This window comes from Pseudomonas sp. D5(2026) (assembly GCF_057766845.1).
In genome coordinates this window covers 2,890,137-2,909,082 of the sequence record NZ_CM173421.1, presented here as the reverse complement: position 1 = coordinate 2,909,082, position 18,946 = coordinate 2,890,137, and the positions used below count along the sequence as shown (strand labels likewise).

The 18,946-nt window shown below is 60.9% G+C and carries 17 protein-coding genes and 5 pseudogenes; 11 read left to right on the top strand and 11 right to left on the bottom strand.

The features are described from left to right. Positions 1-10 precede the first annotated feature (10 nt). The 5 genes from AC3B5Q_RS13415 (at position 11) to AC3B5Q_RS13395 (ending at position 4,630) form a co-directional block, all read left to right on the top strand. Positions 11-265: a hypothetical protein gene (locus AC3B5Q_RS13415; protein ID WP_028697431.1), complete on the top strand. Its 255-nt coding sequence runs from the start codon at positions 11-13 to the stop codon at positions 263-265. A 5-nt stretch (positions 266-270) separates the two neighbouring features. After that, positions 271-2,553, top strand: a complete 2,283-nt coding sequence (locus AC3B5Q_RS13410; RefSeq protein ID WP_021784685.1) for a heavy metal translocating P-type ATPase — start codon at positions 271-273, stop codon at positions 2,551-2,553. A 180-nt stretch (positions 2,554-2,733) separates the two neighbouring features. Then, the gene (locus tag AC3B5Q_RS13405) at positions 2,734-3,624 is read left to right on the top strand and encodes a universal stress protein (protein ID WP_021784684.1); all 891 of its coding nucleotides are present in this window, start codon (positions 2,734-2,736) and stop codon (positions 3,622-3,624) included. 135 nt (positions 3,625-3,759) lie between these two features. Next, complete coding sequence (locus AC3B5Q_RS13400) at positions 3,760-4,197, top strand: YeeE/YedE family protein (RefSeq protein WP_021784683.1); 438 nt, start codon at positions 3,760-3,762, stop codon at positions 4,195-4,197. Position 4,198: 1 nt separating this feature from the next. Beyond that, positions 4,199-4,630: a DUF6691 family protein gene (locus AC3B5Q_RS13395; RefSeq protein ID WP_021784682.1), complete on the top strand. Its 432-nt coding sequence runs from the start codon at positions 4,199-4,201 to the stop codon at positions 4,628-4,630. 1,241 nt (positions 4,631-5,871) lie between these two features. Here the strand turns inward: AC3B5Q_RS13395 and AC3B5Q_RS13390 are convergent. The 3 genes from AC3B5Q_RS13390 to AC3B5Q_RS13380 form a co-directional block, all read right to left on the bottom strand. Beyond that, positions 5,872-6,867, bottom strand: a complete 996-nt coding sequence (locus tag AC3B5Q_RS13390; protein ID WP_028697429.1) for a DNA-binding protein — start codon at positions 6,865-6,867, stop codon at positions 5,872-5,874. A gap of 102 nt (positions 6,868-6,969) precedes the next feature. After that, positions 6,970-7,353 carry a YeeE/YedE family protein gene (locus tag AC3B5Q_RS13385; RefSeq protein ID WP_374755455.1) on the bottom strand — a complete coding sequence of 128 codons (384 nt, stop codon included), beginning with the start codon at positions 7,351-7,353 and terminating at the stop codon, positions 6,970-6,972. A gap of 53 nt (positions 7,354-7,406) precedes the next feature. Further along, complete coding sequence (locus tag AC3B5Q_RS13380) at positions 7,407-8,600, bottom strand: cation:proton antiporter domain-containing protein (RefSeq protein WP_021784680.1); 1,194 nt, start codon at positions 8,598-8,600, stop codon at positions 7,407-7,409. 152 nt (positions 8,601-8,752) lie between these two features. Here AC3B5Q_RS13380 and AC3B5Q_RS13375 point away from each other — a divergent pair. Next, positions 8,753-8,851 (top strand): annotated as a pseudogene (locus AC3B5Q_RS13375) (phosphoribosyltransferase); the annotation flags it as partial. Between the two features lie 164 nt (positions 8,852-9,015). Then, positions 9,016-9,912: a universal stress protein gene (locus AC3B5Q_RS13370; protein WP_021784679.1), complete on the top strand. Its 897-nt coding sequence runs from the start codon at positions 9,016-9,018 to the stop codon at positions 9,910-9,912. A gap of 49 nt (positions 9,913-9,961) precedes the next feature. On the opposite strand, the gene AC3B5Q_RS13365 is transcribed toward AC3B5Q_RS13370, so the two are convergent. Then, positions 9,962-10,453 carry a BCAM0308 family protein gene (locus AC3B5Q_RS13365; protein WP_028697428.1) on the bottom strand — a complete coding sequence of 164 codons (492 nt, stop codon included), beginning with the start codon at positions 10,451-10,453 and terminating at the stop codon, positions 9,962-9,964. A 117-nt stretch (positions 10,454-10,570) separates the two neighbouring features. Between AC3B5Q_RS13365 and AC3B5Q_RS13360 the strand changes: the two are divergent. Continuing rightward, positions 10,571-11,167, top strand: a pseudogene (locus AC3B5Q_RS13360) (ribose-phosphate pyrophosphokinase-like domain-containing protein); the annotation flags it as partial. Positions 11,168-11,186: 19 nt separating this feature from the next. Here the strand turns inward: AC3B5Q_RS13360 and AC3B5Q_RS13355 are convergent. The 3 genes and pseudogenes from AC3B5Q_RS13355 to AC3B5Q_RS13345 all read right to left on the bottom strand — a co-directional run. Next, entirely contained in the window at positions 11,187-12,077 is an 891-nt protein-coding gene (locus AC3B5Q_RS13355) for a universal stress protein (RefSeq protein WP_021784676.1), read from the bottom strand. An 88-nt stretch (positions 12,078-12,165) separates the two neighbouring features. Then, a pseudogene (locus AC3B5Q_RS13350) lies at positions 12,166-12,633 on the bottom strand (P-type ATPase actuator domain-containing protein); the annotation flags it as partial. Next, positions 12,619-12,849 (bottom strand): annotated as a pseudogene (locus AC3B5Q_RS13345) (outer membrane lipoprotein OprI); the annotation flags it as partial. The pseudogenes AC3B5Q_RS13350 and AC3B5Q_RS13345, both read right to left, overlap by 15 nt. A 190-nt stretch (positions 12,850-13,039) precedes the next feature. Here AC3B5Q_RS13345 and AC3B5Q_RS13340 point away from each other — a divergent pair. Then, positions 13,040-13,250: pseudogene (locus tag AC3B5Q_RS13340) on the top strand (BON domain-containing protein); the annotation flags it as partial. A gap of 97 nt (positions 13,251-13,347) precedes the next feature. Then, positions 13,348-13,746, top strand: coding sequence for an ion channel (locus AC3B5Q_RS13335; protein ID WP_021784674.1), 399 nt, complete (start codon positions 13,348-13,350; stop codon positions 13,744-13,746). Between the two features lie 7 nt (positions 13,747-13,753). On the opposite strand, the gene AC3B5Q_RS13330 is transcribed toward AC3B5Q_RS13335, so the two are convergent. From AC3B5Q_RS13330 to AC3B5Q_RS13320, 3 genes are read right to left on the bottom strand one after another with little or no spacing between them, the layout of a single operon-like run. Beyond that, entirely contained in the window at positions 13,754-16,129 is a 2,376-nt protein-coding gene (locus AC3B5Q_RS13330; RefSeq protein WP_103470316.1) for a phosphoketolase family protein, read from the bottom strand. Between the two features lie 34 nt (positions 16,130-16,163). Beyond that, positions 16,164-16,628, bottom strand: a complete 465-nt coding sequence (locus AC3B5Q_RS13325) for a CBS domain-containing protein (protein ID WP_033730612.1) — start codon at positions 16,626-16,628, stop codon at positions 16,164-16,166. 58 nt (positions 16,629-16,686) lie between these two features. Further along, positions 16,687-17,247, bottom strand: a complete 561-nt coding sequence (locus tag AC3B5Q_RS13320) for an Hsp20/alpha crystallin family protein (protein WP_103470314.1) — start codon at positions 17,245-17,247, stop codon at positions 16,687-16,689. Positions 17,248-17,445: 198 nt separating this feature from the next. On the opposite strand from AC3B5Q_RS13320, the gene AC3B5Q_RS13315 reads away from it, so the two are divergent. Then, positions 17,446-18,180: a hypothetical protein gene (locus tag AC3B5Q_RS13315; protein WP_021784671.1), complete on the top strand. Its 735-nt coding sequence runs from the start codon at positions 17,446-17,448 to the stop codon at positions 18,178-18,180. On the opposite strand, the gene fnrB is transcribed toward AC3B5Q_RS13315, so the two are convergent. Then, a complete protein-coding gene (gene fnrB / locus AC3B5Q_RS13310; RefSeq protein WP_033730605.1) occupies positions 18,149-18,880 on the bottom strand; it encodes a Crp/Fnr family transcriptional regulator FnrB in 732 nt (243 codons plus the stop codon). The two genes, AC3B5Q_RS13315 and fnrB, sit on opposite strands and share 32 nt — an antisense overlap. Between the last annotated feature and the right edge of the window lie 66 nt (positions 18,881-18,946).

Genomic DNA, 18,946 nt, shown 5'->3' with positions numbered 1-18,946 from the left:
GGGTATGGACATGCAACGCTATCTGCTTTTGGGGTTGACGAGCCTGTTACTGGCGACGGGGTCAGGCTGCAGCCCTTGGCACACCGAGGAATACGATGCGCGCCTGGCGTCAGCAGAGGACAATGCTGCCACTGCGCGGTTGCGTGCCGATCAGGTGTGCTACCGCATCGATCTGGTAGAGCAGACTGCCAACGAGGCACTGCGCAGGGCGACCCTGGCTCAGGACCAGGTTCAACAACTGCTGCAGCAGTCCAGACGCAAGTAGCCGCCATGGCACAGCGTTGGTTGAACTCCAGCCTGTTGTTGGTGTGTGTGCTGGCTTTGCTGACTGGCGGCTTGGCCTACCTGGCGCAACAGCCCGCTTGGGCGGCGCTGGCCTGGGCGACTGGCGGCGCCTTCATGGCACTGGTACTGGTGGTGGAAATGGCCAGACGCCTGGCCAGGGGGGAGGCGGGCATTGATCTGATAGCCCTGCTGTCGATAGGCGCAGCCTTGATCCTCGAGCAGATGCTGGTCGCCGCGCTGGTTGCGTTCATGCTGGCCACCGGCCGTGCGTTGGAAGCCTTCAGCTTGCGCCACGCCGAGCGCGAATTGCGCGCGCTGATCCAGCGTGCGCCCCAGCGTGCCTGGGTCCAGGAACACGATGGGCTGCGCGAGGTTGCGGTGGATCAGGTTCAGCCTGGGCAGACCCTGCTGGTGCGGCTGGGGGACATCGTGCCGGTCGACGGGCAGTTGAAAAGTGACCAGGCCATCCTGGACGAGGCCGCGCTGACCGGCGAATCGTTACCTGTAACGCGCCATGCTGGCGAACACGTAGCCAGCGGGGTGTGCAACGCCGGCGCGCCGATTTGGCTGCTGGCCACGCACACGGCGGCACAAAGCACTTATGCGGGCATCGTGCGCCTGGCCGAGGCGGCACGCCAGTCACGGGCACCTTTCGTGCGCCTGGCCGACCGCTACGCGCTGGCGCTCATTCCGCTGACGATGCTGGTCGCTGCGCTCGCCTGGTGGATCAGCGGCGACATCCAGCGGGTACTGGCCGTTCTGGTTGTCGCCACGCCATGCCCGCTGATTCTGGCGGTGCCGATTGCCATCTTGTCGGGTATCTCGCGTGCGGCACGGCGGAACATTCTGGTGCGCGATGGTGCAGTGCTGGAAGCGCTCGCCGGGGTTCGCCAGGTGTTTCTCGACAAGACCGGCACCCTGACCAGTGGCCATGCCCGACTGCAATCGATCGAGGTCAAGGGGGAGGGGGTACCGCTGCAGATTCTGCAGCGGGCCGCATCGTTGGCCCAGGCATCCACCCATCCAATTTCACAGGCCATCGTTGAGGCTGCCCGTTCGCGAGGCTTGCCACTATCAACGCCGGAAAACGTCCAGGAAAGCCCGGGCCAGGGGCTTGCCGGGCGAGTTCAGGGCAAAGCCGTGCGCGTGGGCGCGCTGGCTTATGTACAGGATGGCAAGGACGAGGAGGCGTGGGCACGGACACGCTTGCAACAATTGGACTATCTGGCCAGCAGCGGTAGTTTCGTGGCGGTGGACGGTGAATTGAAAGCGCTGTTGCGGCTGGCCGATGATGTGCGCCAGGAAACGCCTCAGACCCTGCGTCGGCTCCGTGCGCGTGGCATCGAGAAGATCGTGATGCTTACGGGCGATCGCCCACAAACGGCCGAAATGATCGCGCTGACGGCAGGCATCGACGAGCTGCATTCAGGCCTCTCGCCTGGGGACAAGATCCGGCTGGTGCAGCAGGGCTGCCGCGAAGGTCAGACCTTGATGGTTGGTGATGGCATCAATGATGCGCCTGCGCTGGCTGCTGCCGATGTCGGGGTTGCCATGGGTGCTGCCGGCGTCACCGCCTCGGCGCAGGCAGCCGGCGTAGTCTTGCTGGTTGACCGCCTGGACCGTTTGATCGAGGCGCTGGACATCGCCCGGCATGCGGTGCACATCGCCCGTCAGGGCGTATGGGTGGGCATGACCCTGTCGTTGCTGGCCATGCTGGCCGCTGCTGCAGGTTACTTGCCAGCGGTGATGGGAGCGCTACTGCAGGAAGGCATCGACTTGCTGGTCATCGTCAATGCGTTACGCGCCCTTGGCCCTTTGGCCGGGGACGGGCGAAACGGGCTTGGGGTAGCGAACCTGGAGCGCATGAGCGACGAACATCGGCAACTGCAGGGGCTTCTGACCGAACTGAGCCAGATGGCCGGGGATTTTTCCAGTCGACCCACCGTGCAGGCCCGGACCGACCTGAATCACCTCGTCGCCGCCCTGCATGAGCTACTGGAGCGTCACGAGCGGGATGATGAACAACGCTTGTATCCATTGTTGAGCCGCTACATGGCTGGTGATGACCCCCTTTCGGCAATGAGCCACTGCCACCGCGAAATTTTCCGTCAGATCCAGTTGCTGTCACGCATGAGCAAAGATTTTGTCCAGGCAGCGGCCAGCCCGAGCGCTGACGATATCCAGCACCAGCTCATCCGTCTGGACACACTTGCGCAATTGCACTTCGACCAGGAAGAAGCGTTGTATCGCTATCTGGACAAGCGCTGAATCAGTGCCTGTCGAAACAGCCCGGCGCGCTTGACGCCGCCCATGGCAATAGAGCAACGCTCAGCACTACCAGGTGCGAGGTGGCGTCTGGGAGCCTTGATATTTATCAAAAACGAACCTGCACCTGCTTCGATAATGACAATCGCATGCAACCCAACAGCCGCGCCGGGGAGGTGTCCCATGAAGCCGTATCGCCGGATTCTGCTAATCATGACCGAGGCCCGTGCCAATGCCGCGCTGCCCCGGGCCATGGCATTGTCTGCGGCGTCGGGGGCGAGCTTGCAAGTACTGGGTATCCACGAATCGGGTGAACTGCGCCTGCGTCATGAATTGCAGGAGGACTCGCTACCTTCGGTCTCATTCGTGCACTTCAGCACCGAACTCAAAGCGCTGCTGGATGAGCATCAATTCGTTGGGGCTCGGCCAGGTTTCGAGGCCGTAGAAACCTCCAATCCGCGCGATGAACTGCCAGCCTGCATTGCCCGCTACGCACCTGATCTGGTGATCAAGGACTGCCCGGGCCATTCCCTGCTCGACCAGATAGCCCGGACCTCGCTAGACCAAGTGTTGCTGCATGGAAGTGAGACGCCGTTGCTGTTCGTACCGGCGGATGCCCCAGCCATCCCCCAGAACATTCTGGTCGCAGTGGATGTCGCCAACCCGTCGCCACACAACGACGCCCTCAACCATGCCTTGGTCGCGGCAGGTCAGCAACTGGCGACTCAATGCAAGGGCCAGTTGCACTTGCTCTCGGCTTACGACCTGCCCATCGCCATGTTGGCCAACCCTGACCTTGCCGGCCCCTGGGCGAACCAGTTACGCGAGTCACTGCAGTTGCCTTTCGATGCGTTGGCCGATGCACATGGCGTTGCCCATACGCAACGGCATTTCAGCGAAGGCGCGCCCCTGCGCGTGATCAAGTCCTACATCGCCACGCTGAAGATCGATGTGGTGGTGGTCGGCGTTGTGCAGGCCAGGCGTTGGGCCAAGGTGATCGGCGATACCACCGAGCGGCTTGTAAGCCATGCACCGTGCAGTATCCTGACGATCAAGCCTGCGCCGGTCAGCTGACTTCATTGTCTCGCTTCTATCGTTTCCGCAGCAGGCTTGAACGCGGGCACCGCGTGCAGGGAAGTGTCATGAGGTCGTTCTCTAGCGTTAAGATGGAATCTGTTTTTGTCTCTAATTCGACAATGGAGCGCTGAGATGTTTGTTGATATGGCTGCCTTCACGCCGTGGTCGGCATTGGCAGGCGGGGCACTGATCGGTTTGGCCGCTGGGCTGTTCGCCGTTGCGAACGGGCGCATCGCGGGCATCAGCGGTTTGCTCGGTTCTCTCCTGCAAAGTGGCGGGGAAGGGCGGGGTGAAAAAGTGTGCTTCTTGTTGGGCCTCATTGCAGCGCCACTTTTATGGCAACTGTTCTCGGCAATGCCTCCGGCTCACTTCAGTATGGCGCCTTGGCTGCTTATAGTCGCGGGAGTTCTGGTAGGTCTCGGTACTCGCTATGGCGGTGGCTGCACCAGTGGCCATGGCGTTTGTGGCCTGTCACGCCTGTCGCCCCGTTCGGCAGTGGCGACTCTGTGCTTCATGGCCGCCGGCTTTGCCACGGTCTTTGTGGTCAGGCATCTTTTTTCAGGAGCGTGAAATGAAGCGGATCAGTGGCTTCATTGCAGGGTTGCTATTCGGCATGGGAATACTGCTATCCGGCATGGCAAACCCCGCCAAGGTGTTAGGTTTTCTCGACATTGCCGGGCAGTGGGACCCGTCGCTTGCACTGGTCATGGTGGGTGCGATAGGTGCCGCACTGCTGCCTATGACTTGGGCGCGGCGTCACACCACTGCTGTGCTGGGAGGTAAGATACAGCTGCCTGCCAGGCGTGACATCGACCGTCGACTTGTCGGCGGGAGCCTCGTCTTTGGCATAGGCTGGGGGCTTACCGGCGTTTGTCCGGGGCCAGCGCTGGTGTTGCTCGCCGGGGGGTACTGGCAAGCCTGGCTGTTCGTGATCGCGATGCTCGTCGGTATGGGGTTGTTCAATGTTGCGGAAAACTTTCGCAGTCGTCAGGGCAGGGTTTGACGATACACAAATTAGTCTTGATCGAACTCATTACCAGGCACTTACTGAGTGCAACTCTACTAAATGAATATTTAGTAGAGTTATTTCTTAAATTCATATTATAAGGGCAGGGTACCAGAGCTTATCCCGCTATGCTATGCGGCCGTTGGCTGTTGCTACCAGCCACAGCTCCAAGCGAAGGTCCACTTAAGACGCCATATGAAGGATGACGTCCCACTGCCCAATACTTGGGTTATAGAGGAAGCCCAGACATTTCTGCAAGCAGCTCAAGTGCTTGAGGTGAGAGCGAAAAGTTCCCCAGATAGAACGCGTTACTGGCCAGCTGTGAGGAATTCGGCGCTCGCTTGAGAGCTGTTTCTCAAGTCGCTTCTGGTTAAGGCTGACCCGCGTTCCCCAGATCTGAATATGATCCTGATGGGCACCTGCGACTGCGCCTGAAGCCACGTGGTAATGGACACTGCTTGTCTGATCTGTAAAACGCAATTCCTAGCGACCTAGCCAGCCAGTTTCGTGCGATTCACAGAGCCTGGCACCAGGCTTTGAGTTGGACAAATGAATAAGTACTGCGTCGAATCTGTTCTCTGGCACGCGGTATCCGTACGAAGCCGATTCAGTTCTAGGCGTAGACTTGGACGTGTTGAACCTCGCGTCGCAACTTGAGGTACTGGGTCAAATGACGCAACGTTGGCCGAAAAGCCAACGGCGACCGTAATTTCGGTGCCCGCGAAAATCGTAGTGCGATCTGGGCTCTGAAGTTTCACCGTGGATTTTTTCACCGTGAAAAACCACCGGCAGAGCTGTCTGCAGCGACTTACTTCGGAGCTGATGCGTGTTGCTGGTAGCAACACCTGAAGCCGGCTGAACTGGTCATTTTTTCGCGTCTGCGAAATTCGCACTGCGAACTGGCTTCCAATCTGGCCAACCCACGGCCCGGTAACTCCATACGCAGGTGCTCATAATGCATATTATGTTAAATAGTATGCCATGTCATAATTACTCACGTGTGTTGTCTGTCTCCACTAACCTACGCAGCTGCTTCCACAAACCCGCGAACCCTTTAAAAATCAGCACCCTCACAATCTCTCGCTCATTCATTCTGTCACCCGTCGTTTAACGCCCCCCCGACCAACCGCTACGAACTTCTTACTTAGTTGATGTCCATGTCGCTTCCTAGTGCAAGGCAGTCTTCCGCTGCCAGTAAAATCAAAAAAACAAACACTCTGCCTAGGCAGGTCTATCGGTCAGGCGGGCTTGCGCGGCGCACGCTTTTTACTCGGCACCGTGCGGGCGGTGCCGAGTTGCTGAGCCAGCGCGTCTGCTCGGGCCGTAGCCGCTGCTGACTGTTCCCGAGAGCTGAGTAAATCCTGCTGAGCCAGTTGCAACTGCTGTTGCAAAGCCTCGATGCGTTGAGTCAAGTCGTCCACTACATGTTGCCGCTGTTCCTGCTCACTCTGCAGGGCTTTAATTTGCGCTTGCGCCATGGCCCGCTGTTCGCGCGTTTCGGTCAGCTCAATCTGACCGGCCAGCAGGGTTTGCTGAAGGCCGTGCTGGCGCTGATTGAGGTCCTTGAGTTGGCCCGCGACCACCTTGTACTCCTCGCGCACCCGATCGATCTCGCGATAGGCTCGGTCCTCCACATCGCGGGTGTACCGCTGCTGCTCTATCCGCGCTTGCTCGGCCTGCTCCCGACTGTTGTGCAACTGCTGCCGGACCTCGACCAGATGCGCGTGGGATTCGTCACGCTGCGCCTGCAACTCGTCGCGTTGGGCGCGCAGATCGTCGATTTGCGCCTGGCGCTGAACCAGCAACTGCTCCAGATCGGCTAGACGGGTTTCCACGCGTTGCCGTGTGGTGACTGCCTCAGCGGTCTGCTGCTGTGCCTGGACTACCTCCAGACGGGCGCGGGCTTCCAGCGCTCCCAGTGCTTCGCGCTCCTCGGCCAGCACCTGCCGCTGGGTATCAAGAGCCTGCTCGGCGACACTTTGCGCCATCAGCGTGGCCTGCTGCCAGATGGCCACGAAGGCTTGCGCCACTTCCGCCGGCAAGCCGGGCAGGCGGGTTTCGCCGCGCAGGCGCCCGGCAAGCTGTTCCCACCACTGATCGAGCAAAGCACCGACCCGCGCCGGGCTGCCGCGCCCTAACTCCAGGCGTACCCGCTCCACCGTAGGCCGCTCTCCACGGGCAAGGACTGCGTCTGCCGCGGCAAAAACATCGTTTTCTGGTACGCCTACTGCCATGCCCTACTCTCCGCCCATTTAGGTCTGATAATTAAATCTTATCCGACCTAAATGGCCAGAAAATGAAATTATAATACGTTAAACGTATTAAATATTACAGTTTTAAGCATTTGCATGTGATAGCCTCACTGGTGCTGGTTTTATCGGCGAATAACCCGCCGTCCGGCCGCCGAGACGTTGGTCGCCACAGATTTTGCGTCGAATACACAAGCCGTCACCATGCGCGAAGGCAAGGTGCAGCCACTGCCATAGCGCCCCCACCAGTAGCCCCGCGACCATGAGTAACCCCGGGGCCGTACTGAAACGCACCGGAGGCACCGCCGAGACCGCTCGCCACAACAGTGGCGCCGCAATAATGCCCAGCAAGAGGAACAGCGTCTCTCCTCGCCCTTCTCCCGTGCGTTGCAACAGCGAGCCGAGCAGACCGCTGATACCGGCAATGCGCCCGTTCGCCACCACGTACAGTCGGGCGACTAGGCCGATCAGTGCGCCGAATTAATCTTAACGCTGTGTTTTACGTTCGATCGCCTGTCACACCCTCATTCCCGAACGCGGCGTCCCATCCTCCGCGCCCCCGGCAATGCACTTAAGCCGTGCAATACCACGCTGAGCAGGACGCACGCGATAGTGCTCGCGATGATCGTGCCACCCTCTTGCAACGGCGCATCCAGTATCAATATCGTGAACACGATGGACGCGAGGCCACGGGGGCCGAACCAGCCGATGAACAAGCGGCTCTCGGCGCTGAGTGTGCTCCCCGCCAGGCTGAGCCAAACAGGTAGCATCCGCACCAGCGACAGGCTCGAAAGTGCGTAGAACCAGACCGAGGGTGCCACTATCTGCGAAGCTTTGGGCGCCACGTAGGCTCCGAACACCACCCAGGTCAGCAGCGACAGCGCCTCACCGCTCGACTCGCCGGTGACGAGCAACGGCTGCGTTTCCCGGTTGAACAGGTAACCTGTCAGCAGCCCTGCGCAGAAGGCGGCGATAAAGCCGCTCCCCCCCAGTGCCTGGGCGCAGGCGAAGCTCAGCAATGCCAGCGCGGGCATTACCAATTGCTGCCAGGCCTCGATCTGCAGGCAATGGCGTTGTGACAGACGTAACAATCCGCCCACCAACAGCGCAAGCGCCGCCCCTGAGAGAACACCGATTCCCAGTTCTTCCAGGAAGAAATAGCCCGCCAAGGCAAAAGGCATCGTCGAGTGGGTCTCCATCAACAATGTCAACAGCAGGAGCAGTACCGGCACGCAAATGCCGTCGTTCAAGCCGCTTTCGACATTCAGGCTCTCGCGTACATTGGCCGGCACCTCGGGGTTGCTCACGACTGCCTTGCCAAGGGCGGCATCGGTCGGGGCCAGGATCGTCGCCAACAACGCCATCTCCAGCCTGGGCATCTGTGGGAACATCAGCCAGGCGGCAAGCCAGCCCGCAATCAATGTCAACGGCAGGCCTAGTGTCAGCAGGCGCAAGGGCAGGCTACGGGATTGCCGCAATTGGGCCAGATCGGCCTTGGCGGCATCATTGAACAGGACGATTGAAAGGGTAAGCTCGGCCAGAAAGCGAAGATCGTTGCGGTCCAGCGAAAGGTTCAACAATCCAAGCCCGGAGGGACCTGTTACCAGGCCCGCCAGCAGAAACAACAGCGGCCCGTTGATAGGTTTGGATTCAAGCGCGCCGGCCAGGCTGGCGTACAGCACCAGCAAGGCGGCCAGAACAGCCAGGTTCTGATACATGGCCACGCCTCGGGATGAAAAGCGTATATACGAACGCTATCACTGCGCGCGCAACGCGACGATCTGAAAGGCGGCAGAAGTTATCCTAGGTCAACAATGCAGGTAATAAAGATCTCACGTGCCGGCAACGGCCATGGCCTGCCTGCGTCTGAGGTGCTGCGCCATTACCGCCCTACCCGATCAAGGACAAGCGCTACGCGGATGACCTCAGCCTCCTGCATGCCCATACTCAACCCACCGAGAACCCTGAATCCGGTTCGTCGGGCACCTCCCGGCGCGGCTGTTGGTTGCCGTACGATTGGCATTATCGTAGCCGTTGCCGGTTCGTTCTTGATAAAAATCAAGGCCCCCAGGCGCCATCGCGGCACCCTACGCGTAAGCCGTCATTGCGACGGCCATCGCTGCGGAGGCCATCATGAACGCTTTGACGCGACTGCTACTCATCTGCCATCCGGACCTGCACCCCTCACCAGCCCTGGCGCGCGCGCAGGCGTTGGCCAAGGCCACAGGGGCCACCTTGCACCTGGTGGTGCTGAGCCAACTACCGTCACGCCTGACCACCCTTGACCAGGTACTGCGCAGCAGCGCCCGCAAACAAGACGCCGAGCATCGCAAGGCATGGCTGAATGAACAGGCACAGGCGCTTGGCAAGCAGGGCATTACCGCCTATGCCGAAACGCTGGATGACGATGATCCACTCAAGGACCTGATCCGCCTGGCGCAGTTACATCGCGTGGAAATGCTGATCAAGGACATCCGCCACGAAACTGTCGTCAGCCGTGCCCTTCTCACGCCGCTGGACTGGCAGTTGCTGCGCCGTTGCCCGATACCGTTACACTTGGTAGCTCAGGCTGAAGCGGCACTGCCTGCGCGGGTGCTGGCGGCCGTGGACCTCGTCGAGCACGACGCTGCGGTGCACAAATGCAACGACCATGTCCTGCAAGCTGCACAGGTGCTGGCGCAACGCTGCAAGGCACAACTGCATGTGCTCCAGGCCTATGAACCGAGCCCTAGCTTCATGGCCTACGCCGCCGCACCAGTGGCATGGACCGATGAGGTGATCGAAGAAGTGACAGGTAGAGCACGGGAACGCCTGACCCGCTTCGCGGACAACTACGGCATCAAGCCGGACCATTTGCACCTGATACGCGGGGCTGCCCGGAGTGTCATCAGCGAATACGCCAACCAGCATGGCTTCGATGTGGTTGTCATGGGCACCCTTTACCATGAAGGCTTGGCCAAGGTCATCGGCAGTACCACCGAGCAGACCTTGTACAAGGTGCAGTCGAGCATCCTGGCAATCCACGGCTGATTGGCCGCCGGTTTGCAATGCTCCGTGCCTTGCAAACCGGCGGCCCGTCTCAATCGCGATGCCAATCGACGCTCAGGTAGCGTTCACTGTCGCTGTAGCGATAGCTGCAGACGCCGTCATAAGCGGCTTCCAGTTCATGTCCAATGCGGTTGGCCAGGTGCGTGCCCGTGGTGGTCGCCAACAGTTCGTCGTCCTTGCAGTCGATGGCGATCAGCCGCTCGAGCACGTGGGTCTGGCGCTCTTGCTGTTCGGCATGCTGCATGAGCTGGCGAATCTCCTGCTCATGGGTCGTGACGAAACGGCCCGACACGCGCACCTGGCCCGCCGCGGCATGGTCCTCAATACGTCGACAGGCGGGGCATACAGTTGACTCCAGTGGCCCGAGGCCGTTTGCTCCGTGCGGGTGCCATTCACCCTCGTGATAGACCGCGCCACATTGCGGGCAAAGCGCGCTGCCGCCCGGGCGAAGGGGTATGGCGTAGGGGTCGAAGGGACGGGTTTTGAACAATTTGTCCTTGTGGCTTTTCTGATACTTGTCCATTGGCGTGCTCGCTATAAGGATTGTGAAAATCGCAGCCCTTGGCATGCGCTGACCTGCACAGTGTCCGTCCATGGGCCAAGCTGCACTTGATAATCGTCAAACCCAGCGCTGCCACGCCGCTTGTGCCATCTGCTGTTCTTCTGTGGCGCTCTCAAGGACGCCGGCGCCAGTCAGGTGACAGCGGTGACGCCCTATCTGTGCTATGAGCGCAAGGACCGCAAGGTGGAATTTCAGGACTCGACCATTACACGCCACGTGGCTCGCCTGATGGAAAGCTGCGGCATCGACCGGGTGGCGCCGGACATGGGCGGCATCAAGCGTGCCGAACAGTTTCGCCAGGCACTGGCCCAGCTGCTCGCGCGCCCGGTTGCCATGGCCATGGTGGAAAAGCACCGGCAACACACGCAGCTCAGCGGGGAGTGCCTGGTGGGTAATGTGGCTGGCAGCACGGTCGTGCTGTTTGACGACATCATCAGTACCGGCCAGACACTGTTGCGGGCCGCACAAGCCTGCCATGGCGCTGGCGCATCCCGCATTCTGGCTGCCGCCGCCCACGGTCTGTTCACCACTGCAGGAGCGCTGTTCGAAAGCGGGATGTTCGAACGCATCCTGGTCGCCGACAGCATCACGCCCTTTCGCCTGCCCGCCGCTTGCCGGGCTCAGCTGGACATCTTCGACACCAGCGCCCTGGTTGCTCAACGCCTTATGCCGTGACGTGGTCAGCCGTACAGCCCTACACCACCAGGATATTGCAAGGCACCTGGTACAACACATGCTCGGTGGTGCTGCCGAACAGACGGTCCAGCCCCCGTGCGATGGGCCGCCCCATGACCAGCACGTCTACCGGCTGTGATTCGACGTATTCGCTGAGCACCGCGACCGGACGGCCCAGCACGAAGTGGCGGCGTTCCGATGGCGCTCCGAAGCGATCGGCCAGTTTTTTGAAATCATCCTCCAACGCTTGGCGCAAAGGCCCGGCAATGTCCCCGATGGCCCAGGCGGCATACCCCATATCGCCCATATAGGCCATCGACAGATCGCAGGCGTGCAGGAGGTCCAGTTGCGCCCCGGTCTGCAAGGCCAATGCACTGGCCTGCTGGACGATACTGTCATTTCGGGCCTGCCCCTCATCCGAGGTATCAGCCACATCCACCGCCGCCACGACCTGGCGTGGCAACGCCGGCAGGCTGGCACCGAGCAAGTAGACCGGGACCGGACAGTGGCGCAACAGCTGCCAGTCAAGCGGGGTGAAGAAGGCGCGCTTGAGCGCAGGCTCATGCTCGACCTGCTTGAGCAGCAGGTTCGGTTGCATCTCCAGCACGTGCTGCAGAATGTCATCCTGCAGGTCGTTGCTCCAGGCCACCTCGGCCGTCACCTGCACGCCAGAGGCACGCAGCACGTTTGCCTGGGCTTCCAACTGTTCCTGCTGAGCCTGCCGGTAAGCCTCCCGCTCCGTTTGATGCTTACCGGACTCCAGCAACCAGAGTTTGTCCAATGATTCGAGCAAGGCGACGATGTGCAGGCTGGCCGATGCAGACCTTGCCAGTGCAACGGCCTGCTCCAGGGCGACCGCCTGGTGCAGCATTGGGCGCATGATCAGCAACAGGCGTTGATAGTGACTCATGATTGCCTCCAACGGTGGGTCGGCCTGATCACTCAGGCATTGGGGGTTGCATCAGGGGTGCGGTCTTTTCCGGGATATCGGTTATGGTGGCTTCGGTCAGCAGCAAAATGCTGGCGACCGAGACCGCATTTTCAAGTGCCAGGCGCACGAAGGGCGCCCGTGACTGGCGTGCCGCCTCGGCCAAGCTCACGATGCCGGCATAAGTGCTTTGTGCCGCAGTCTGCGTGGCCACCAGCACCATCGGCGCGCCAGCGTTGCACACCCCGCTGGCCACCGGCTCGCCGCAATGGCGCGTGACGGGTAACGACTCCCCGGTCAGTGCCGCTTCGTCCAGGGTGGCCTGGGGACTCTGCAGGCGTACCGGCACGGTCTGACCTGGCCTGACCTGATCCACCGCTACCTCGTGCAGCCCGTCTTGTTCCTGCACCCACGCACGTTGCGGCGCTCGGTCGATCAGCGCGCGCAGTTCGCGCTCGGCATGCCGCACGCTGAACGCTTCGAGGGCTCGTCCGGTGGCCAGCATCAGCGCGACCACCGCAGCCAATTGCTGCATCTCGTCCTGAGCCTGGGTTGCCCGTCGTAGCGCCTCGTTGGCGGTCTGCTCGACCAGGTCGATGCGGTAACACACTTGATCGGCGCGCAACCTTGCAGTGGCGGCATTGTTCTCCGCCGATTCCAGGCGCGCATCGTACTCCTCAGCGCGCCACGCCGTGCAGCCGGACGCGGTAATCAGCAGCAGGCTTGCCCACCCGCAAAGCACATAACGTCGCATTTCCATACCCTAGTGCATGCCCAAGACACGCTGAGTATCGATTGCGGCGTGCGCCGCAGCCTGACATTTGTCAACCGCAAGCGGCCTGTTCACCGGGTTTGGCCTTTATCAATCGCGCTGTGGGGTACACGTGTAGAAACAAGGACTCAGGGCACTTCAGCCCCTCCCCTGCCCGCTACCGGAGCCGATCATGAACGACCTTGACTTGCGAGACCTTGTGCTCGAAGAGCTGGAGTTCAAACCCGTTATCACGCTGCCAGCATCGGTGTGACGGTGTAGTCACCCTCTCCGGGCACGTCAACAGCTACGCCCACAAAGTCAGTGCCGAGCGCACGGTCAAGGACATGAAAGGCGTGCGCGGCCTGGCCGAGGGAATAGAGGTACGCCTGAACAAACTCGAAAAGTGGTCGAGCGTGCGGCCTGGTCGGTGCCGGGCGTCAGCAAGGTCGAAGATTATCTGTTGATCGCCTAGCGCCGCCGCGCCAAGGGGCGATGGCCATGAACAAGGATCAGCCCTGGAAGCTCTACTTACTGGCAGTCGGCCTGGCGGTGCTCGCAGCCGTGCAGTTCGGCCTGTTCAGCCAGCCGGCCGTGCACGCCATCCTTTACAGCCAGTTCCTGCAGTTGCTCGATCAGCAGAAAGTCAGCGACCGGCCCGACCGCAAGGGCCGCCTGGCGATCCTGAAAGTCCACCTGCACAAGATCATCTACAAGAATGACCTGGACTGCGTGTATTTCTCCTTCACCACCTATACCACAATAGGCTTCGGCGACATCGCCCCCACCGGCCATCTCAAGTACCTGACCGGCCTGCAGGCCTTGACGGGCCTGGTACTGATCACCTGGACCGCGTCCTTCCTGTTCCTGGAAATGCAGAAGTACTGGAAGGCCAAGTAGCGCTTGGTCAGGCACCTGGGGGGGAAGTCCATCGCCATTGCGCAACTTCAGGCATGTCTTCGCCATGTTCGATGAGGTAGAGCTTGTGCTTCTCCATCGTTGCCCAATAGCGGGCTCGGGCCTGCTCGAGCTGAGGCTGCAAGCGTGGCACGCGCTCGAACACATCGAGCAGCAACTGGTAGCGGTCCAGGTTGTTGATGACTGCCATGTCGAACGGCGTGGTGGTTGCGCCCTCTTCGCGAAAGCCCCGCACATGAAACCGTTGCGGATTGGCGCGCTTGTAAATCAGGCGATGGATCAACGCCGGGTAGCCGTGGAAGGCGAAGATGACCGGTCGATCTTCGGTGAACAGCCCATTGAAGTCGCTGTCGGACAGCCCATGAGGGTGCTGTTGTGACAGTTGCAGCGCCATGAGGTCAACGACATTCACCACCCTCACGCGCACATCAGGAGCCTGCTCCTGCAGCAGTGTAACTGCCGCCAGCACCTCCAGGGTCGGCACATCGCCCGCGCAGGCAAGCACCACGTCGGGCATCTCGTCATCGTGGGAGGCCCAGCCCCAGCGTCCGATACCTGATTGGCAATGCACGGCGGCCGCTTCGCTATCGAGCCATTGCCACTCCATCTGCTTGCCGGCGACGATCACATTGATGTACCCACGGCTGCGCAGGCAATGCTCAGCCACCGACAGCAGGCAGTTGGCGTCAGGTGGCAGATAGATCCGCGCCAGATTGGCCTTCTTGTTTGCCAGCAGATCGAGCAGACCCGGGTCCTGGTGCGAGAAACCATTATGGTCCTGCCGCCAGACATGCGAAGTCAGGAGGATATTCAATGATGCGATCGGCTTGCGCCACGGCACCTCGGCAGCTGTCTTGAGCCATTTGGCATGTTGGTTGATCATCGAATCGACAATATGGATGAAGGCTTCGTAGCAGGAAAACAGGCCATGGCGACCCGTCAGCAGATACCCCTCCAGCCAGCCCTCGCAGATATGCTCACTGAGGATCTCCATGACTCGCCCTTGTGCCGAAAGGTGTCCATCATCGCTGGCGTGAGCATCCAGCCACACCTTGTCGGTAACCTCGAACACTGCATCCAGCCGGTTGGACGCCGTTTCGTCAGGGCCGAACAGGCGAAAATTCTGCGACGCAAGGCTGTTCTTCATCACATCGCGCACATACCCGCCCAGCACTCTGGTCGACTCGGCCCGCACCTGACCCGGGCCCGGCATCGGCACGCAGTAATCGGCGTAGTGCGGCAAGTCCAGTGCCCGCAACAATAGGCCGCCGTTGGCATGCGGGTTTGCGCTCATGCGCCGCCGGCCAGTCGGGGTCAGTGCGGCCAGCTCAGGCAGCAACGCGCCCTGTGCGTCAAAAAGCTCATGGGGACGGTAACTTTCCAGCCATTGTTGCAGCTGCAGCAGGTGCGGCGGTTTGCCAAGGTCCGACAACGGCAACTGATGGGACCGCCAGGTGCCCTCTACGCGTTGCCCATCCACGTACCTGGGCCCCGTCCACCCTTTTGGGGTACGAAGAATCAGCACCGGCCACAATGGCCTGTCGATCACCTGCGGGTCTTCGGCATGCCGCGCGAGGCGCTGGATCTGGCTGATCTTCTCGTAGATGACTTCCAGCGTCCTGGCCAACGCACGATGGACGTCCATCGGCTCGTCACCCTCGACAAAATAGGGATCATAACCATAGCCATACATGAGGCTGGTCAGTTCCTCCTCGCTGATCATCGACAGCACGCTGGGGTTGGCGATCTTGTAGCCGTTCAGATGCAGGATGGGCAGCACTGCGCCATCGCGGGCGGGGTTGAGGAACTTGTTGCAATGCCAGCTGGCAGCCAGTGGCCCGGTTTCGGCCTCACCATCACCAATGACGCACGCCACGATCAGATGCGGATTGTCCAGGGCGGCACCATAGGCATGGGCCAGCGAATAGCCCAGTTCGCCCCCTTCGTGAATGGAGCCAGGCACATGGGGGCCGACATGGCTGCCTATGCCATAGGGCCAGGAAAACTGCCGAAAGAGCCGGGCCATTCCAAGGGCGTTGCGCCCAACCGATGGGTTGAGCTCGGTGTATGTACCGTCCAGGTACGCCTGAGCGACCAGAGCAGGGCCGCCGTGGCCAGGGCCCGTGACGAACAGCACATCGAGGCTGTACTGGCGAATCAACCGGTTCAGATGGGTATAGATGAGGTTGAGCCCCGGCGAAGTCCCCCAGTGGCCCAGCAGCCGAGGTTTGACATCGGCCAAGGTCAACGGCCTGGTCAGCAAGGCATTGTCCTGCAGATAGATCTGGCCAACGGTGAGGTAGTTTGCCGCCCGCCAATAGGCGTCCAGGCTTTCGAGTTCTTCAGTACCCGGGACATCACTCATGCCAGCCTCCTTTCGTCATCGCGCACGCGGGCGCTCAAAGGTCTTCGCCGCGAAGATCTTCCTCCCGCCGGCTCTGTTGACGGATCAGCAGTGACAGTTCGTGCAGGTGGTCCGACAGCAGGCCCACCAGATCGTCCGCCGTGGCAATGCCGACCAGCAGACCGAAATCATCGACTACCGGAATACGTCGGATATTGGCGCGCCGCATGTTGAGGATGACATCGAACAGGTCCTCGTTCTGGTTCGCGGTGATCAGAGGCCGGGGCAGTACATCGACCGCCTGCAGGTCCTCCTGATCCGGTGGGTTGCGCGCAATGATCCGCAACGCCAGGTCGCGATCGGTGATCAGGCCGATGGGCCGACAACGCTCGCCGTCGACATGTTCGGCCAGCACAAGATCGCCGACATGGTACTGATTCATCATGCGCGCCGCGGCATAGATGGAGATACCGGGTGGTGCGGTGACCACGTCCCGGTTGCAGTATTTGCCAATGGACATCATGTTCTACCTCCACAGGCGGAGCCTCCTTGCTCCTCGATGCAGTGAGGGTGGGTGATCATTTACCGCTCTTGATCGGAATCACCTTTTCCGGATGGATGGCTTCGGCACGCTTGGGCAGGTGCACCAGCAGCACGCCCTTGTTGAACTGGGCGTCGATTTTCTCGGCGTCGACCCCACGGGGCAGCTGGAAAACCCGTTCGAAGCTGCCGTAATGGCGCTCGGACAGGTGATATTCCTTGCGTTTTTCGTCCACTTCCTCCTTTTTCTCGCCGCGGATCAACAGGTTGCCATTGACGAGCTTGATCTCGATATCCTTGGCATCCACGCCAGGCAACTCGGCGCTGATGCGGTACTCCTCGGCCAGCTCGCTGATGTCCATGGCCGGCATGCCGTGGGTGAACAGGTCACGCCGCCAGAACGGTTCGACATCGAACGGTGTGTGGCTGAACGGCATGCGCGTCGGCCGCCGTCCAAAATCCTCGAACAGGCTGTCGATCTGACGGCGCAATTGCTGGAAGGGCCGCCACAGCTCTGAAGGTTCTACGCTGGGCGGCGAACCTTCGGTTGGCTGGCTGGCGACGGGGGTAACAGGCACTTTCTTGGCAACGTCTGACATGGAGTTCTCCTCGAATGGGTGAATGAGTATTGCCTCCCAGGGAGACGCCTCGATCATGCGCCGTGGGGCAGCACCCCATTTGATCTTTATCAACAAGGTGAAGTCCCTGCCGCCCGCTGGTTTGATCCTGGTCAAAGTGCCGGATTGGCGACGGCCTAGGCTGATTACAGCAAGCCATCATTACCGTGCGAGGCAGTCATGGACCGGGAGGGTGCCAGCGTCCGCGTGCTCCAGACATTGCCCGGCCTGGGTATCCAGCAATTCGTGCGCCTGGCCCTTTGCAGCCAGCCATGCAGCGAGGCAATGGCTGGCCAGTACTGCGTGCTCAGCGGTCGAACCGAGTGCTGGCCATGCAGTTACGTGACCCTACCTGGCGTGGCCGGGCAATTTATCGTCAGCACTCAGAGTGCGCAGCCCTTGGGACGGGCGGGGGAACTGTTCGACTATTCCGGGCCGCTTGGCAGCGCTTGGCCGTTGCCCCTGCAAAGTACAAGGTTGCTGGCCATCAGTCGCGCCGACGGCCTGCTGTCCTTACTGGGGGCGCTGGATGAGATTCGCTGTTGGCTGCCCTGGATACAATTGCAGCTGTCACATGACGGCATTGCGGCTGAACTGCTGCCAGACGATTGTCGAACCTGGCTGTCGGCTCTGTCGTTACTGCCGCGTGACAGCAGCAGTGGCTGGTGGCAAACCAGGCGCTTGCTGATCACCTTTCACCCGGACACGGTGTACTGTTGCGCACCGCCACAAGTGGCGCGCCAGGTAGCCCAGCTGTGCTGGCAAACAGGCGTAGCACCGCAGCGTATCTGGATACGCACGGATCATGTGCCACGCCCGATCTGGGTGGGGCACTCCGCCGAGAACTGGCCTGTGCAACGCTATGACCGGGTGCTTGCCGCGCTCAAGTGGGCTCCTCCAGATGGGTCAGGTTGACCAGGCCTTGCATGTCGATGAGCCTGACCTCACGCCCGGCGCACAGCACGAGACCTGCATGGACGAAACGGCTGAACAGGCGGCTGACCGTTTCCAGCGTAAGGTCCAGGTAGTTGGCGATATCACCACGGGACATGGGCAGGTTGAACACACCCGCCCGCAACCCCCGCGCCTGGTAACGCGCCGACATGCCCAGCAGGAAGATCGCCAGCCGCTGCTCGGCACGCCCATGGCAGCAGCGCAGGTGCTCGTCCTTGCCCTGGATCCCTAGGCTGAGCATGTGCAGCAACTGATAACGCAACCCCGGAATCTGACCGGACAGGTCCACCAACTGATCCAGCCTGATGGAGCAGACCAGCGAGAGTTCCAGGACAACGGCAAAGCTTCGGTAATGACTGGCACCAATAGCGTCCAGCCCGAGCATTTCACCCGGCAGGAGGAAGCCGGTCACCCGCTCGGTGCCCTCGGCATCGAGCAGAAAACTCTTGATCGCCCCAGAGCGCAAGGCAAACACGTGCTCCATGGGTTCATTGGCCTTGAACAGGTACTCACCCCGCTTCAATGGCCGGTTACGGCGGACAATCCGCTCCAGTTTGTCCACTTCGTCGGCGCTGAGGCTGGCGGGCAGGCATAGCCGGCTCAACGAGCACGCAAGGCACTTCACATGGGGCCTTGCCCCCATTTCTGCAGAGCCTGACATGACGATGCCTCCGCTTTTTTTGCAGGCGGGCATCTATTCAAGTTAGCGGTCCCACAAAATGTTAGC

Bases quoted from the DNA above. Each gene is read 5' to 3' on its own strand.
- AC3B5Q_RS13400 (WP_021784683.1), top strand. From the start codon at position 3,760: ATGTTTGTTGATATGGCTGCCTTCACGCCGTGGTCGGCATTGGCAGGC.
- AC3B5Q_RS13390 (WP_028697429.1), bottom strand. From the start codon at position 6,867: ATGGCAGTAGGCGTACCAGAAAACGATGTTTTTGCCGCGGCAGACGCA.
- AC3B5Q_RS13365 (WP_028697428.1), bottom strand. From the start codon at position 10,453: ATGGACAAGTATCAGAAAAGCCACAAGGACAAATTGTTCAAAACCCGT.
- AC3B5Q_RS13320 (WP_103470314.1), bottom strand. From the start codon at position 17,247: ATGTCAGACGTTGCCAAGAAAGTGCCTGTTACCCCCGTCGCCAGCCAG.
- AC3B5Q_RS13325 (WP_033730612.1), bottom strand. From the start codon at position 16,628: ATGTCCATTGGCAAATACTGCAACCGGGACGTGGTCACCGCACCACCC.
- AC3B5Q_RS13335 (WP_021784674.1), top strand. From the start codon at position 13,348: ATGAACAAGGATCAGCCCTGGAAGCTCTACTTACTGGCAGTCGGCCTG.
- AC3B5Q_RS13405 (WP_021784684.1), top strand. From the start codon at position 2,734: ATGAAGCCGTATCGCCGGATTCTGCTAATCATGACCGAGGCCCGTGCC.
- AC3B5Q_RS13410 (WP_021784685.1), top strand. From the start codon at position 271: ATGGCACAGCGTTGGTTGAACTCCAGCCTGTTGTTGGTGTGTGTGCTG.
- AC3B5Q_RS13315 (WP_021784671.1), top strand. From the start codon at position 17,446: ATGGACCGGGAGGGTGCCAGCGTCCGCGTGCTCCAGACATTGCCCGGC.
- AC3B5Q_RS13330 (WP_103470316.1), bottom strand. From the start codon at position 16,129: ATGAGTGATGTCCCGGGTACTGAAGAACTCGAAAGCCTGGACGCCTAT.
- AC3B5Q_RS13395 (WP_021784682.1), top strand. From the start codon at position 4,199: ATGAAGCGGATCAGTGGCTTCATTGCAGGGTTGCTATTCGGCATGGGA.
- AC3B5Q_RS13415 (WP_028697431.1), top strand. From the start codon at position 11: ATGCAACGCTATCTGCTTTTGGGGTTGACGAGCCTGTTACTGGCGACG.
- AC3B5Q_RS13380 (WP_021784680.1), bottom strand. From the start codon at position 8,600: ATGTATCAGAACCTGGCTGTTCTGGCCGCCTTGCTGGTGCTGTACGCC.
- fnrB (WP_033730605.1), bottom strand. From the start codon at position 18,880: ATGTCAGGCTCTGCAGAAATGGGGGCAAGGCCCCATGTGAAGTGCCTT.
- AC3B5Q_RS13355 (WP_021784676.1), bottom strand. From the start codon at position 12,077: ATGAGTCACTATCAACGCCTGTTGCTGATCATGCGCCCAATGCTGCAC.
- AC3B5Q_RS13370 (WP_021784679.1), top strand. From the start codon at position 9,016: ATGAACGCTTTGACGCGACTGCTACTCATCTGCCATCCGGACCTGCAC.